Raw genomic sequence first — 15658 nt, 5'->3', positions numbered from 1 at the left:
GGGTTAACTGGATCGAATGGTGTTGACGGAGCAGTTGGTGCTACAGGTCCTCAGGGAACTGACGGTGCTGCTGGTCCCAAAGGAGACATTGGTTTAACCGGTCCTGCCGGCACTAACGGTATCGATGGTCCGAAAGGAGATAAAGGCGATACCGGTAATCCAGCTCCGGTTTACACTGCTGGAACAGGTATTAATGTAGACAATACAGCTCACGTTATATCTGCCTTAAATACAACTGCATTGTGGAATGCAAATCAGCTACAAGGCAGACCAATAAACGCTGTCGCTCCAACAAACAATCAAGTTTTAACTTGGGACGGATCAAATTGGACACCGGCAAGTACAAATGCAGAACCATGGCGTGTTACCGGTACGGCAAATGAGGCAAATTCTAATACTCAGGATATTTATCAAACTGGAAATATTAGTATAGGTACAAGTGCTGCAACAGCATATAGATTAAATGTATTTGGCGGACATCAATTGATTAGTGGAATTGTAGCGCCCAGGCTAAATTTCCTCAGTAATGGTCCAGGTAATACTGATGCCAATTCACAAGGCGGAATCAGCTTCTGGGAAGCTGGTGCGGAAAATACCTGGGGAGGTGGATTGGAATTTAATAGTCCTGCTGGTACTGCTGCTAACAGGTTAGATATTTATGGAGTGAGTTCATCCGTAAAAAAAACAATTGCTTCATTTGATGTTCAAACCGGTAAATTGGGCATTGGCACCATAACTCCTGGAAAAGAATTAGATATCAAAGGAGTAATGAGATCTCAAAACCTCATCATAGACGCAGGTCTATATAGTGGAAATTATAGTAGTACATCGGAAATAGATTTTATTCGGAATGCAGCTAATGACAGATGGATATTAGGGTCATCTTTGAACTCAAGAGGCAATAACACCTTTGAGTTTATACACTTAACTGGCACAGGAACAATTGAACGAATATTTGCATACGATTATACTACTAAGGGCTTTGCCATCAATAATGCCAATCCAAGTTCTACTTATAAATTTTATGTAAACGGAACAGCAGGAGGGACTTCCGCCTGGGCAAATGCCTCCGATCGTCGTTATAAAAAAGACATCTTACCAATTACAAATGCTTTAAATAAGATCAAAAAAATGCAAGGTGTTGGTTATAACTGGCGAACTGATGACTTCAAAAATATGGACTTTGATAAGAAGCATCAATTGGGAGTTATCGCTCAGGATATTGAAAAAATAATTCCCGAAGCAGTCACAAAAGATAAAAAGGGATATTTATCTGTATCCTACACCACATTGATTCCTGTATTGATCGAAGCAATTAAAGAACAACAAATCCAAATCAGTAGTAGGGATAAGCGTTTAAAAATACTGGAAGAGGTTCAGAAAAAACAACAGGTAGAATTAGACGATCTGAAGGAGTTAGTTAAACAAGCTATCAAAAAATAATGATGAACAAAAATAACATCTATTTCAGCTTAGCTTTTATTTTGATATATCTTTTTATACCCTGTAGCGCAATAGCTCAATTAAGTATTATAAATAATTCTCTTGAAATTACTCAGACTGGATTAGTTCATGTTGAAGGAGATGTTATATATGACAGTGGCACTATCGGGCATAACGGGATATTTCAGCTTACTGGCAATTGGTTCAATAGAGCTAAAAATAATGACAAAGCCTTTACTGCTGCATCTGCTGGAAATGTAATCTTTATTGGTGGTTTACAAACCATCAATGGGACAACTACACGATTTCCACAATTATCATTATCAGGTACTAATAAAAAAGTATTGAATGTGAACACGGAAGCTAACTTCTATTTGAATTTGAACGACAGAGAGCTTGATGTAAATGGTTACGATATGTTAGTTAATAACAACGAGGGTAGAGCAATCACACGTAGCAGTGGTTTCGTTAATACAAGTGAATTTGCTAATGGTACAAAAACAAATGGCCGTTTGATCAGATCAGTATCACCAGGAGTTGATTATCTATTTCCATTAGGTGCCATTGTTAATAATAATCGTTACAGACCACTTAGCATTAGCTCCAATCAGTCTGGCTTTATTGGCGGACAGTTTTTAAACTATAGTGCCACTTTTGATTCATATCCTGTTTATGACATTGACCAAAGTTTGAAAGGATTAAATGAGAAATTCTACCACACTGTATCAAACATTAGTAATATCAAGGTAGAACTAAAAATAAATATTCCATTTAATACTTCAGCAGATGGTGACTTTAACGACTTAGGCAGATGGAATGCTAGTATAAATAAGTGGGCGAAACCCGTTAGTCCAACATCCTTAAATAGTCAGTCAGGAGAAGAAACTAATAAAAGTATCTTATATGAAAAGGTTCAAATGCCTTTTACAGAATTGATACCTCTGGTTTTGGCAAATGTGGCAACAATACCAGATGATTTTAAAATCCCCAATGTAATCACTCCAAATGGAGACGGTAAAAATGATCAGTTTGTAATACGGGGAATTGAAAAATATAGCGGCAGAATAATGACAATTTTCAATCGATGGGGAAATAGTGTTTATGAATCTGGTTTCTATAAAAATGATTGGGATGGAAACGGCCTTAGTGATGGGACATATTATTATTTATTAAAATTAAGAGATGATAATGGCGCATGGAAAACATATACTGGATACATAACTCTTCTACGTAGACTAAATTAATAAACATCTATTATTAAGCACATTAAGCACAAAATCCAACCCTAACAATTCGGCCCTAATCTCATAATATAATGTCCTAATCTGGCCAGTGAAAATCTTCCGTCAGGCTACCTTTGAGGTATATATTAAAGAATAGTAAATTATGGAGTTAAAGAAATATATAATAGTTAATGGGATGCCGATTTTATTCCCTACAGACTTGATTCATGCAAACGTAGTAGGGCCAAATCATAATATTGACAGTGCCGGTTTCTTTCTTATTATTAAAGAAAAAACTGGTCCACGCGTACTCTGTATGGGAGAAAGCTCGTCATTATCCATCTCAAGTAACCCAGATATAGATCAAGATTTGATAGCTAATTACCTTGAATTAGAAGAATCCTTTTAGGCAAAAAATAATAAATCTTATTTGCTCCGATTCCTCTATAGTACTGTCAAATTATGAACCTGGAAAGAACTGAATTCTTATATAACTTTACAATAACACCGGAATGGCAACAACAGATTGTAGATAAATTGGGTGCAACACTAATAGATAATAAAATACTAATCATGCCAGAAGCAATTGCCACTGGCGGATCCATATTTCTAGAAGTTTTACCAGGTTTATCTGTCCTGCTTATGGATATGACCTTTCATATACCATTAGCCATTACAAGAATTCCTACCAAACAGAATTATTATATGGCTTATTTTGATATAGGTGATGAAATAACAACCCATCTTTTAGGTGAGGTTGCACATAAAGCAGGCTATAATGCTAAGTTGGGTCTAGGCTTCATGGACTGTTGTATAAAAGGAATCCTTATGCCACCAGTAGGAGAGCGTTCCTATAGTTTAAGACTTTTTATAGACAAAGACTTTTTTGTAGAAATGGCCATAGCTACAAGGGTAAATGCAATCAATACATCAATTTTTGATGAGTCAAAAAACACATTATTCTTTTATAGTCATATCGACAGCAGGAGTAAGGTAATGCTGAATAACTTAAAATGCAATGATTTTACCGAGCCAGCTTTTGAATTAAACCTTAAAAGTACAGCACTGTATCTCTTAGGCTATTTAATGGAAAGGACAAGCCAATTTGAACCAATCATTAGTAAGCTCGTTCAAAAAGATATAGACAGTATTCTAAGAACATCTGAATATATGTTAAATAATCTTTTATTCGAATTTCCAGGCTTAATTAAGATGGCAGGATTAGCTGAAATGTCAGTTTCTAAATACAAAATTCTATTTAAGAAAATTCTGAAAGAAAGCCCTAACAGTTTTTTTTTGAATGAGAAATTGCTTCTTGCGCAAAAACTACTGGAGAGTGGAAATTTCAATAGTGTGAATGAAGTTGCTTACGAGCTTGGTTATACAAAACCAAGCTACTTTGCTGCAGTCTACAAAAAAATGTTTGGTGCGCTACCCGGCCACACATTAATCAAATCAGAATTAAGGGATTTGTGCTAAAGCTAAAACCTTATAGCAATACATCAATATTAAAGTTGAAAACATAATGAGGAAAGCCTATGACAACAAATTACAGTCTCTTTTTTAAGAACATCTTCAACAAATTACTTTTACAACTGGATAATAAAGATAGAATTTATAATGCTCAAATTGCAGATCATTTATGTTCATTGACTTTTATTAATGAAAAAGGATCTATAGTATTTGCACCTGTAAATAGTTGTATGTCTATTCTCATTTTAAATCATGTATTAGGTGGACCGGAATTGAATATCAATCCATACCCTGATACTATTAAATATTACACAGTATTTATTACAAAATGTGATGACACCAGGTTTACAGGAAACATTGCTTCTTCAGATTTAGGGACCCAAATCCAGTTCAATTCGTCAATACCAATATGTGCAATAATATTATTTTATAATACAGAACATATTGCAATCAACACAGATTCCATTTCTGTATTGTTGGACTCCTGGGTAATACACAAATTCTCACTTAAAGAGAGCTTCAGTACTTCTCTTATTCTTGAAGAGAATATCATGCACGAAATTGAGACTTTACTCGCTGTGAATCAGCAAGGGACATTATTAACGGATTTAATTAGAAGTGTATTCAATAATTTTTAATGAGGATTATAAAATGAAAGAAATTACTCACCACTATGGAGTTGAGCTAGATTGGGTAAAAAATATGGCAAGCCAGTTAGGAGGTTATGTTGATGGCAATTACATCAGGGTACCTGGAGACAAAGAATATTATACCAGATATGTTTGTACCATAAATAGTGATATAACAGCATTTATAGTTGACATTGAGTATTCAGAAGATGTTCTGTATAAACTAAGAAATAAAAAAAGTAATTTTATTGGGATTTATTTCAATCACATAGAAGGAGATGCTGAATATATATTCAATGGTGTATCCAGATCAGTAGGATCCCTGGGATATAATCTTGTCGCTATAGATTCTAATTTGAATGGTGATTATCTCGTTAAATCTGGAAGTAAAACGTTTATGATTGCTGTCTTTATCAAGAAAAAAGCATTAGTAAAGTATGTCAAAGATCTAACACAACATAACTCCAATAAACGGTATCCTCTAAATTCAAAGTTTAACTCCATCATATATTCCACAAGAATGAGTAGTCAGGCTTGGTGGCTGATTAATGAACTTAAAAAAATTCAGTTTGGCAATCCGTTATATGATGTGTTCATAACTGGTACAGTCTATGGTTTACTTGGAGAATATATCAAGCAGGTTGCCTGCGAAAAAGAAACCTTTGAACAAGTATTTAAGGACGATGTTACAAATATTATAAACTCTCAGGCTTATCTGATCAATAATGTAACCGAACCATTCTTTGGGATAAACGCACTGGCAGCAAAAGCCCATATGTCGGAAACAAAATACAAAAAACTCTTTAAGAAAATTACAGGCACTAGTCCCCATGTATTTTTTCTATCTAACAAACTTTCGTTTGCTAAAGAAACTTTGGAGACTGGTAATTTCACCATACTGGAAATTGCTGATAAATTTAGTTTTTTTGATGCCTCACACTTTATTGAACATTTCAAATGTCAATACGGAATTACTCCAAAAGAGTATCTGATGCTACTATAAAAGCTCTCTGTGAGCTATCAAAGTTCGGCCTTAATTTGCTAGATATAGGTCTGATAGTGGCTCTATAAAAGAAATTTTACCCGGAATTTTGTGCCATGAGAATTACATAATCGGACTTTACTGATTATTAAAGAAAACATTGATGAAAAGAATATTAATAACGCTACTTCTAGTGGGCTTATCACTTTTAGGGAGGGCCCAGCAGGACGTACAGTATAGCCAGTATATGTTTAACGGCATATATATTAATCCGGCTTATTCTGGTTATAAAGAACAGCTGAATTTTCATAGTTTTTATCGTAACCAATGGACGGGGATTCCGGGATCTCCTAAAAGTATGTCGGTAGCCGTTGATGCTACTGCAAATGATGGAAATGTAGGCCTGAGCATGCAGATAACTAATGACAACCTTGGCGCGATGAGTAATTTATCTGCCTATGCAAATTACGCATACAGGCTTAGAGTTGGGAGCGATGAAAGTTCAAGATTAGCTTTTGGTTTAGGAATTGGTTTTGTACAGTCGGGATTAGAAGGGCGGTTACTGGATCCAATTGATGGAGGAGATCAATATATTCCAACTGGCAAAGTAACTAACCTAATACCAGATGCAAAAGCAGGGATCTATTATTCAGACAGTAGGTTCTATGCTGGATTTTCTGCAACTAATTTAATTTCACAGTTCGTTGCAAAAACGGAGGATTATGGTGCATTTATACCTGTACCTAAGGCTCACTTTTATCTGACTGCCGGAATGTTGCTGCCACTTTCAGAAATGGTACAAATTAAGCCGTCAATCTTATTGAAGGATGATAGAGGTGGCCCCACCAGTTTAGACTTAAATGCCTTATTTTTATTAAATGGAAAAGTCTGGATAGGGGGTGCATATCGTACAGCCGTAAAGCTTTATAAGAAAAATAATTTACAAGATAATCTTCAGCAACAAAATTCTGTAGTAGGAATGATAGAGGTCTTTGCTTCTGAAAGTCTTCGTATAGGGTATGCCTATGATCAAAGTATAAGTAAACTTGCAGGTTATAGTGGAGGTTCACATGAAATTTCAATTGGAATTTACATTAAACCTAAAAAAGTAAGAATGCTAACTCCCAGATATTTCTAAATAATAATTTAATAGCAATTATGAAAAAACTATTGGTGCTTTCACTACTACTCTTATTAATACTTCCTGGATTGGTTAGCGGACAATATATATTGAAGGAAGCAGATGCTGCCTTTGAACTCTATGATTACAGCAAGGCTGTAAATTTGTATAGCCAGGCTTATCAGAAGAAAAAAAGTCTTCATGCAATTGAGCGTATTGCCGAAAGCTATCGTAAAATGAAAAACTATAAACAGGCCGAAGTATGGTACGCTAAACTCACTAAGACAACAGGTGCTGATGACATAGCTATACTACTTTATGCAGAGGCATTACAGAATAATAGCAAATATGATGAGGCTAAAGTCCAATATCTATTATTTGGCACAACAAACAAGAGTGTTAACAAAAATAAACTAACCAATTGGTTAAATTCATGTGACTCAGCAGCTAAGTGGATCGCTAATCCTAAACCTGTTAACGTTAAAAATCTAAAATTCCTTAATTCTCCCAAATCCGATTGGGGCGCGGTCAGAGTTCTGGACGAAATAGTCTTTACTTCAGATAGGAAAAGTACAGAATCACTTCATCAGAATAAGATCAATCGTCCCTTTTTTAAATTTGATGGCAATAAGATCCCTGATAAAAGTAAATATGGTTGGACAGGTAATAATTATTTGCGATTATATCATAGTGATGAAAGCCTGGATTCAGATAGTTCTTTATCAAAACCAATTGTATTATTCCCTATCAATACAAAATCAGATTATCATGTGGGTGCAGCGAGTTTTACAGAAGATGGCAAAGAAACATTCTTTACCGTAACTCGTATTTCCAAAGAAAAAGCAGGTTATAAGAGCAAACCACTAACAGTATTTATTGAAATATATTCAAGCATCAAAGCTAGTGATGGGTCATGGACTGAACCTTTACCTTTTCGGTATAATTCAGCTTTATATTCTGTTGGTGATCCTTTTATTACACCAGATGGACAGAAATTATATTTTGTTTCCGATAAGCCGGGTGGTAAGGGCGGTACTGACATATACATGAGCAGAAGAAATGGAGACGGAACATGGGCCGACGCGATAAACCTGGAAATGGTAAATACGCATGGTAATGAGCGCAGTCCATCATTAGCTAACAATCGGCGCTTTTATTTTTCAAGTGATGGCCGCGTAGGGATGGGTGGATTGGATATTTATCAAATGGATTATCCTGATGAAAATGGTTCTACGATCAAAAACATGGAATATCCAATAAATTCTTCTCAGGATGATTTTAGTTTTATCAGTAATTCCGTATCCGGTGGATATTTCGCTTCCAACAGAGAGGGCGGACTCGGAGAAGATGATATTTACAGTTATTTGAAGAAAATAATTCCAAATTTAATATTAAAGGGAGTGGTATATAATAAGAATACTGGATTACCATTAAATAATGCGACAGTGAGTCTTACGCATAAAGATGTAAAAACTACTATTCAGACAGATTATTTAGGCAGGTATGAACAAATTCTTGAAGCGGGTTATGAATATGAAGTAAAGGGAGAGAAAAAAGGTTATTTGTATACTACTGCTTTATCGGTCAGTACAATTGATAAAAATGAATCTGTCGTTTTCAAAAGAGACATGTTTCTTGACTCATTGATTATAAACAAATCCTTTAAACTAGAGAATATATATTATGATTTTGATAAGTCTGAGATAAGACAGGATGCTGCAGTTGAATTAAATAAACTAGTCTCTGTGTTAATGGAATACCCAGAAATGAAGATAGAGCTTAGTTCACATACAGACAGCAGGGGTAACGATAAGTACAATATGGATTTATCACAAAGGAGATCAGATTCGGCTGTTAAATATATTATTAGCAAAGGAATTAACGCTAACAGATTAATAGCAAAAGGATATGGGGAAACCAGACCGGTTAATTCTTGCTCAAACGGAGTAATTTGTACTGAAGTTGAATATCAATTAAATAGACGAACAGAGTATAAGATCATTAAGAAATAAACTAATAAGGACATCAGAAACAATTGCTCAAAAAATCCATTTTAAGGATAGTAAGAATGAGGATCCTAGCTTAAATAGTAACAAACTGGTAATGGGAAGAAAGCCTCCGCAAGAGTTGGTTTCACCTCGTAAGGATGAGGTCATAAAAAAGGTATCCAGATTGATTGTCTATAAAACACTATCCGGACACCTTTTTTATTTAAAACCTATTTTAGCAGCGTAAGCTTAAAACTTATAACTGTATCCAATTCTGAATACCTGTGTTTCATAGTAGTCTTTACTTTTTATCTGAAAACTATTTCCTGTAATCTCTTTTTGAATTTTTAGTGTATTGAATAGATCTGTAACATTCAGGAACAACTCACCGGCTCCTTTTTGTATTGTTTTTTTAATCCCCAGATCTACCGTATATCTTGAACTTATTCTGCCTTGGGGAATAATATCAGGCGCTAAGTAAGTACCTGTCAGCTGTGCTTCTAACTTATTTGGAAGATGAAATAAACCATTAATTTTCAGGTTTCCTGAGACTAGTTTTTGCAGCGCTGCATTGTAAGTTACTGGTACTGGATATTTATTCTCTACCTGGAATGCGTTAATCGTATTTTGATAAACGTTCGCATTTGCATTCACAGAAACCCACGAAACAAGATCTTGTTTTATAAGGAGTTCAACACCTGAATTATAACTTCGCCCTGCATTCTGAAACACATTATAAATCAAAGTACTACCCGGTACTTGTGTTGCGATGCGGGTTATTGTTCCGTCTGTAATTCTATGGTACAATGCGGAGTAAAAATAGCCTTTATCCCAGTTATTTTTATAGCCCAACTCTAAACTACCCGTAAACTGCGGACGCAGCGCTGGATTTCCAACTTTAATAACTTCTGGCTCATCATATTTCGGAAAGATCCGTATATCGACTTCGTTTGGCCGGTCTACCCGGCGGGTATAAAACAGAGAGATCTTGTTTCTGTCATCCAGTTTATAGGCTATACGCAAATTAGGGAATGGTTTTGCATAATCATATCCTTCACTTTTATAGGTATTATGATTTGGATTCACTTTGTAAGCTACTTTTACATATTCTATTCTTAAACCAGCTTCCAGTTCAAGTTTATTACTTTCATAAACATAATTACCATATAACGCAGGAATGGTTTCACTGTAATCTGCCCATCCGCCAGCATTGACATCAATAGGAGAGTTCATCCCCGGAAAGAACTGCATGTTAATGGGAATAGATCTTCTGCGAAACTTTAAGCCCCCTTCAATTCTTCCATGTTTTAGCGGACGTACATAATCAACATTCAAATCGGCAACTTGTTCATCAGACAGGAGTTTAAAAGAATCTTCTCCGGTATAAGCAGGCATAATGTTGGTGAAGAAATACTTTTCGTCTTCCCGGTGAAAAGTGTAATTAAAACTTGCATTTAAGGTATGTCCAGCTTGTTTAAAGTTATGCTGATAAATGGCCGAGGCAGATGCTGTGTATTTCACCTCATCTTCTAAAAACTGCCATAATCTGCTGCTTACAGTAAGATCCTGGTTGAAGTAAGGAATATCGCCGCGATCAGTAATCTTTTCCCGGTTAAAAAGTCCGGTAATGGTTAAGGTGTTGCGTTCGTCCATATTCCAGTCCAGACCCGTTTTTGCAATAGCAAAGGTAGTGATCCGGTTGCGCTTCACTTGTTGCCTGATAATTTCTCCGGTATCATAAGTTCTTTCAGCAAATTCGTTCCTGTTTAAGGTCTGAGTGTATAACCAGTCTCCCTGAAAGAAGGTGTTGATTTTGTTTTTACGGTAATTTAAAGATAGAGAAGGATTGATTTTAGGCGTGTTCTGATATTGCGGCCGAATGCCTGGCAGGTTTTCTTTCTTTTGCCCTAACGCGCCTAAACCAGTATTAAAGCCGGCTTTCCCATTAAATCCGTCTTGTTTGTTCTTTTTATAAATGATATTGATAATCCCGGCGTTACCGTTAGCATCAAATTTTGCGGATGGGTTATTAATGATCTCGATTCTTTCTATAGCCGACACAGGGATATTATCTAAGCCGGTCTGGCCTCCAAATCCTGTAATTGCAGTTTGTTTTCCATCGATGAGAATAGCTACTTTATCACTGCCTCTCAATTCCAGTTTGCCATCTTGTGTGGTAGATACGCCAGGCAGAGTTTTCATCACTTGTAAGACTGAACCGCCTCCCTGGCTTATATTATCAGCCACTGAAAAGGTCTTTTTATCCATCTTATTGCTGATTCCGGTAACCTGCTGACCGGAGATCTTGATTTCATTCAGCGTGTTTGCATCTTCTTCGAGTTCGACATTTCCAAGATCAAGAAAAGCACTCAGACTACCTGCAAGAATTGGTAAGGTTCTGGTTTTATACCCCATATAAGAGACAATTAGCATATATTTTCCACTGTTTACGTCAGTTAGTTTAAACTGCCCGTCAGCGTCACTCATTGTTCCGGTTATGAGGATGCTATCCTTGAGTGTTTTAAGCTGAATATTTCCAAATGGAATAGTGCCCTTTGTTTTTGAATCTTTGATTGTTCCGGAAAGGGTCACTTTGCTGATTTGCTGTGCTGATCCCCAAAAGGGTAGCAAAAGGAATAGTATGGTGTACTTCATTATATTTACTTCTTTGTATGTGATTGGTTACAAAGTTTCTTTATAAATTGGGAGAAAAATTGGATTTTAAGACCGGTTAAAAATCCTATTCAAGAGGCATGAAAGAAAGTGAAATAAAAACAATCTGGTCGGTACCTAAATACTTACCTTATGTTCAGCAAGAGTTGACAGAGGAAATTTTATTGGATGCTGAAAAACAACTGGGCTACAAACTTCCGAAAGAATATATTGAATTACTGAAGATTCAAAATGGGGGGTATACACGTTTCACATTGAGTGGAGATACCGGGCAGCTTTATGGAATAGGGCCTCATTTTCCTTCAATAACGGCTATGGATCTGACAGACTATGCTGATACTGTGAGTTATGAACTCCATGGACTCATCCCATTTGATGGCGATGGACAGTGGTATATTTGTTTTGATTATAGAAGCGGCAGCATTGATCCTGAAATCACCTTTATTGACCTGGAATGCGACGAGCAAGAGGTTATTGCTGATAGTTTTAAGGATTATCTTGGTTTACTTGAAATCGATGCTGAGAATGTGTATGTTATGGAGACAGAATTGGCTATAGAGGATGTTTTAGAAGAAATTTCAAAGGTTGTAAGTATTGAATTTGAAGAACCTGATTTTTATAATTATGGATATGCTGATTATAAAGGTGATTTTAAAGATGGTTACATCTGGGTAAGCCCCAATCAGGTTCCGGCAAGTTTTATACGGGAAGAGGATGATAATTATGAGCAATTAAAGTCCTTAGAGAAGGGCGCTTCTTTGAGGTACCCCGAATTGTCAGAGCACTGTTTATTGGTTAGTTTTTCTGGCGATAAGGTCAGAAAGGAGTTTTTTAAAGCATTAACAGATAGTCCGATTAAGATGAAGGAGCTGGAAGAGTTATTGGATCCTTAAAGCTAATGGTAAAAATATGGAGGTTATTGATAAAACTATAACTAACCTTCCATTGATACAGGTCACAAATCTGTTTAATAATAGCCAGTCCAAGTCCGCTGCCGGGCGTTTCTGTAGAAGTTGTGCTGAATCTTTTGAATAATTTATTTGCCGCTAAAGTATGACTACCTGTATTCGTGAGCCGGAGCCGATGTTCAGTTAATTCTATACTGATCCTTCCTTTAATACTATTATGCCGGATTGCATTGATTAACAGATTATTAATCAGCACTTCGAGTAATACGGAGTTAGCTTCAATTTTAACATCAGGTTGTAAGATGTTTTCAAGCGTTAATTGCTTCTGTTCAAGGTGTTCGCTCAACATTTCCATCATGTTATGTAAAAGTATTGATAAGTCTATGTTTTCGTGATCTGCAAATTGATGATTTTCAATTCTGGCCAATAAAAGCAAATTCTTATTGATCCTGGATACTCTGGTCAGAGCTGTATGAGCACTTTCTACAATGTTATACTGGTCATTTGTAAGGGTAGGATGCTGGAATAGCAGATCCAGTTTGGATTGAACAATTGCCAATGGAGTCTGTAATTCGTGAGAAACATTCTCTGTGAATTCTTTCTGCTGTTTGTAGACGTTTACATTCCTGATAAGCAATTTGCTCAGACTATCATTTAATTCATTAAATTCTTGCGTATCACTGGGGGTGAAGGAAATCTCCTGGTCGCTGTTTAGTTTAAATTTCCTGAGTGTATCCAGGGTAATATAAAAGGGTTGCCAGATCTTTGCTGATGTTCTTCTGATCAACAGGATAAATCCACCAAGAAGTAACAGAAAAAAGAAGATCGCGGCTAAAGAAATAGCGGTTACAGTTTCATCTGCTTCCTCCATATTAGTTTCAATCAGCAACCGATAATGTTTGTTATTGATACGTACGCTGGTAGAAAGGGCACGAAACTGTTCTCTGTCTTGCAGGAAATCATCAAAACGCATAGTGGTATAAACACTGTCTTTGATTACTTGATCAGTAGGATGAGCAGTAAATACAAATCCTGGTTCTATTTTATTCCAGATATTAATGGTTTGTTCCACTGTACTGTCTGGTAAGTTTAATTTTACAAGCCTGGATTCTATTTTGTCCCGCAAAACGTATTGATGTTTATCAAGTTCACTTACCCAAATGCGGTCTACGATGAAATAATAGGCTGGAATACTCAGTAAAAGGACAATCAGTGCATAGATAGCGAGAGGTTTCAGGCTTTTATCGAGTAATCTGTTCATATCTCCCATCTATACCCTGTTCCATAAACTGATTTTAAATAATTACCGCAACCTGCATCGCTGAGTTTCTTCTTCAGATTTTTGATATGTGAATACACGAAATCATGGTTATCGAGCATGTCAGCAATATCTCCGGATAAGTGCTCTGCGAGCGCATTTTTAGAGATCACACGATTTTTATTACTGATGAAATACAGGAGCAGGGCATATTCCCTTTTAGTAAGGGTAACAGGGGTATCTTTTACCTGAATTGTTTTTGATAAAATATCAATTTGCAGCTCGTTTTGCCGGACAATATTGGAGTTGGTGAAATTTTTCCTTCGGATAACGGAAAAGACTCTTGCAGAAAGCTCAGATAAGTGAAAGGGTTTAGCAAGGTAATCGTCTGCACCAATTTGAAGTCCTTGTATTTTATCATATAATGAGTTTTTAGCCGAAATGATAATAACTCCATCTTGTTTGTTCTGTTTTTTGAGTTCTGCTAAGATTTGCATTCCATCACCCCCTGGCAGCATCAGATCAAGCAGGATACAGTCGTATTCATAAAGATTGATTTTATGTATGGCCTGGCTGAAGTTTGCGGCGAATTCACACGTATAATTTTCTCCGGAAAGATAAGCAGCTATACTTGTTGCGAGTTCTGCTTCGTCTTCTATGATTAATAGCTTCATGACACGAATATACTATCGCAATTCTGTGTTCTTTTTGGAGTGAGCCGCAAAAAGTATACTATTTAGAATTTCAGGAAATAACAACTACCGAATTACGAATTGATTTACCGTAGCACAAGACGAATTCGCTAAGACAAATAAACTGCAGCTAAAACCTTAACTAATTAAATTTTAGATAGCCAATAATTACTTATATATTAAATGCAAATAAAAACTCTCACCAATTATACTTTATTCTATAAGTAATAGCTGAAAAAGAAATTTTAAACATATAGTTTGATTGAGAATGAATTCACTACAAAAACTGGGATTTTCAGAAGGGACCAAATTACTCATAATCCATGCGGACGATGCCGGACTTTCGCATTCCGAAAACAGGGCAACAATTAAATCGCTTGAGAATGGGTTTGTGAATTCATACAGCATTATGGTACCCTGTCCATGGTTTTATGAAATGGCTTTATTCGCGAAGAAAAATCCCCAATTTGACAACGGAATTCACTTAACACTTACTTGCGAATGGGAAAACTATAAATTCGGACCTGTTCTGCCTGTTTCCGAAGTTCCAGGTTTGGTGGACAAGAATGGACATTTTTATAGAAACAGGGAGGAGCTTAGAAAAAATGCTTCGCCAGAAGATGTCCGAAAAGAACTTCAAGCGCAGATAGAAAAAGCACTAAAGTTCGGACTAAAACCTACTCATATTGATTCGCACATGTATAGCGTCGGGGCAACTCCAACGTTCTTTAAAATTTACAAGGAGTTAGGCAAAAAATTCAATCTTCCTGTTCTGATCAATGATCAAATGATAGATATGGTAGGACTAGATCGCAATTTGAGCATAGATAAAACAGATTTCATTATTGACAAGGCTCATTTTGGAGAATTTGAATATTTCAGGAATGGTAAACTTGGTGACTATTATAGCCAGGTTTTTGATAATTTATCAAGCGGCCTGAACCTGATTTTAATTCATCCGGCATTCGATGATAGTGAAATGAAAGGCGTGACCGTCAATCATCCAAATTTTGGTTCGGAATGGAGGCAAATAGATCTTGACTTTTTCACGAATGAAGAAAACAGATCGAGACTTAAAGAAAATAATATAGAGTTAATCACCTGGAACGATGTGAAAATTGCAGAAAAATTATTTTAAATACCTGAATACTAATCCTCTGGAAGAACGATGGGGGATGTATGTAACAACGGTTGGATATTCAAAGATCGATCTTGTCCGTTCCTGAAAAGAGTTTACATAAGGTCTTGTCCGGTTTTTAGTTTACAGTT

At 36.1% G+C, this 15658-nt stretch carries 13 protein-coding genes; 10 read left to right on the top strand and 3 right to left on the bottom strand.

What is annotated here, in order from left to right; all coding sequences use genetic code 11:
• The 8 genes from LY11_RS25850 to LY11_RS25815 all read left to right on the top strand — a co-directional run.
• On the top strand, positions 1–1443 hold a 1443-nt coding region (locus LY11_RS25850), incomplete at its 5' end, for a tail fiber domain-containing protein (RefSeq protein ID WP_211321662.1).
• Positions 1443–2687, top strand: coding sequence for a gliding motility-associated C-terminal domain-containing protein (locus tag LY11_RS25845; RefSeq protein WP_111636475.1), 1245 nt, complete (start codon positions 1443–1445; stop codon positions 2685–2687). The genes LY11_RS25850 and LY11_RS25845, both read left to right, overlap by 1 nt.
• 142 nt (positions 2688–2829) lie before the next feature.
• Positions 2830–3075 (top strand): hypothetical protein, encoded by a 246-nt coding sequence (locus LY11_RS25840; protein WP_111636474.1) that lies wholly within the window; start codon positions 2830–2832, stop codon positions 3073–3075.
• 53 nt (positions 3076–3128) lie between these two features.
• Entirely contained in the window at positions 3129–4145 is a 1017-nt protein-coding gene (locus LY11_RS25835; RefSeq protein WP_111636473.1) for a helix-turn-helix transcriptional regulator, read from the top strand.
• A gap of 224 nt (positions 4146–4369) precedes the next feature.
• Positions 4370–4777 carry a hypothetical protein gene (locus tag LY11_RS25830; protein WP_146610936.1) on the top strand — a complete coding sequence of 136 codons (408 nt, stop codon included), beginning with the start codon at positions 4370–4372 and terminating at the stop codon, positions 4775–4777.
• A 13-nt stretch (positions 4778–4790) separates the two neighbouring features.
• On the top strand, positions 4791–5771 hold the full coding sequence (locus LY11_RS25825; protein WP_146610934.1) for a helix-turn-helix transcriptional regulator: 981 nt from the start codon (positions 4791–4793) through the stop codon (positions 5769–5771).
• Between the two features lie 142 nt (positions 5772–5913).
• Entirely contained in the window at positions 5914–6888 is a 975-nt protein-coding gene (locus tag LY11_RS25820) for a PorP/SprF family type IX secretion system membrane protein (protein WP_111636470.1), read from the top strand.
• A gap of 20 nt (positions 6889–6908) precedes the next feature.
• Positions 6909–8882, top strand: a complete 1974-nt coding sequence (locus tag LY11_RS25815) for an OmpA family protein (RefSeq protein WP_111636469.1) — start codon at positions 6909–6911, stop codon at positions 8880–8882.
• Positions 8883–9107: 225 nt separating this feature from the next.
• On the opposite strand, the gene LY11_RS25810 is transcribed toward LY11_RS25815, so the two are convergent.
• Positions 9108–11513: a TonB-dependent receptor domain-containing protein gene (locus LY11_RS25810; protein ID WP_111636468.1), complete on the bottom strand. Its 2406-nt coding sequence runs from the start codon at positions 11511–11513 to the stop codon at positions 9108–9110.
• A gap of 98 nt (positions 11514–11611) precedes the next feature.
• Here LY11_RS25810 and LY11_RS25805 point away from each other — a divergent pair, with 98 nt between their 5' ends.
• Complete coding sequence (locus tag LY11_RS25805; protein ID WP_111636467.1) at positions 11612–12424, top strand: SMI1/KNR4 family protein; 813 nt, start codon at positions 11612–11614, stop codon at positions 12422–12424.
• On the opposite strand, the gene LY11_RS25800 is transcribed toward LY11_RS25805, so the two are convergent.
• Positions 12387–13700 carry a sensor histidine kinase gene (locus LY11_RS25800; protein ID WP_170132776.1) on the bottom strand — a complete coding sequence of 438 codons (1314 nt, stop codon included), beginning with the start codon at positions 13698–13700 and terminating at the stop codon, positions 12387–12389. The two genes, LY11_RS25805 and LY11_RS25800, sit on opposite strands and share 38 nt — an antisense overlap.
• Positions 13697–14371 carry a response regulator transcription factor gene (locus LY11_RS25795; RefSeq protein WP_111636465.1) on the bottom strand — a complete coding sequence of 225 codons (675 nt, stop codon included), beginning with the start codon at positions 14369–14371 and terminating at the stop codon, positions 13697–13699. Before LY11_RS25795 ends, LY11_RS25800 begins: the two co-directional genes overlap by 4 nt.
• Before the next feature lie 286 nt (positions 14372–14657).
• Between LY11_RS25795 and LY11_RS25790 the strand changes: the two genes are divergently transcribed.
• Complete coding sequence (locus LY11_RS25790; RefSeq protein ID WP_111636464.1) at positions 14658–15527, top strand: polysaccharide deacetylase family protein; 870 nt, start codon at positions 14658–14660, stop codon at positions 15525–15527.
• Positions 15528–15658: the final 131 nt, after the last annotated feature.

Origin of the sequence: Pedobacter cryoconitis (assembly GCF_003259615.1) — a bacterium.
Classification (GTDB): Bacteria; Bacteroidota; Bacteroidia; order Sphingobacteriales; family Sphingobacteriaceae; genus Pedobacter; species Pedobacter cryoconitis.
This window is presented reverse-complemented; position numbering and strand designations above follow the sequence as displayed.

What these genes read in the sequence shown, in the direction of transcription:
- LY11_RS25790 (WP_111636464.1), top strand. Translation starts at nt 14,658, where the DNA reads ATGAATTCACTACAAAAACTGGGATTTTCAGAAGGGACCAAATTACTC.
- LY11_RS25835 (WP_111636473.1), top strand. Translation starts at nt 3,129, where the DNA reads ATGAACCTGGAAAGAACTGAATTCTTATATAACTTTACAATAACACCG.
- LY11_RS25840 (WP_111636474.1), top strand. Translation starts at nt 2,830, where the DNA reads ATGGAGTTAAAGAAATATATAATAGTTAATGGGATGCCGATTTTATTC.
- LY11_RS25825 (WP_146610934.1), top strand. Translation starts at nt 4,791, where the DNA reads ATGAAAGAAATTACTCACCACTATGGAGTTGAGCTAGATTGGGTAAAA.
- LY11_RS25805 (WP_111636467.1), top strand. Translation starts at nt 11,612, where the DNA reads ATGAAAGAAAGTGAAATAAAAACAATCTGGTCGGTACCTAAATACTTA.
- LY11_RS25800 (WP_170132776.1), bottom strand. Translation starts at nt 13,700, where the DNA reads ATGAACAGATTACTCGATAAAAGCCTGAAACCTCTCGCTATCTATGCA.
- LY11_RS25830 (WP_146610936.1), top strand. Translation starts at nt 4,370, where the DNA reads ATGTCTATTCTCATTTTAAATCATGTATTAGGTGGACCGGAATTGAAT.
- LY11_RS25815 (WP_111636469.1), top strand. Translation starts at nt 6,909, where the DNA reads ATGAAAAAACTATTGGTGCTTTCACTACTACTCTTATTAATACTTCCT.
- LY11_RS25845 (WP_111636475.1), top strand. Translation starts at nt 1,443, where the DNA reads ATGATGAACAAAAATAACATCTATTTCAGCTTAGCTTTTATTTTGATA.
- LY11_RS25820 (WP_111636470.1), top strand. Translation starts at nt 5,914, where the DNA reads ATGAAAAGAATATTAATAACGCTACTTCTAGTGGGCTTATCACTTTTA.
- LY11_RS25810 (WP_111636468.1), bottom strand. Translation starts at nt 11,513, where the DNA reads ATGAAGTACACCATACTATTCCTTTTGCTACCCTTTTGGGGATCAGCA.
- LY11_RS25795 (WP_111636465.1), bottom strand. Translation starts at nt 14,371, where the DNA reads ATGAAGCTATTAATCATAGAAGACGAAGCAGAACTCGCAACAAGTATA.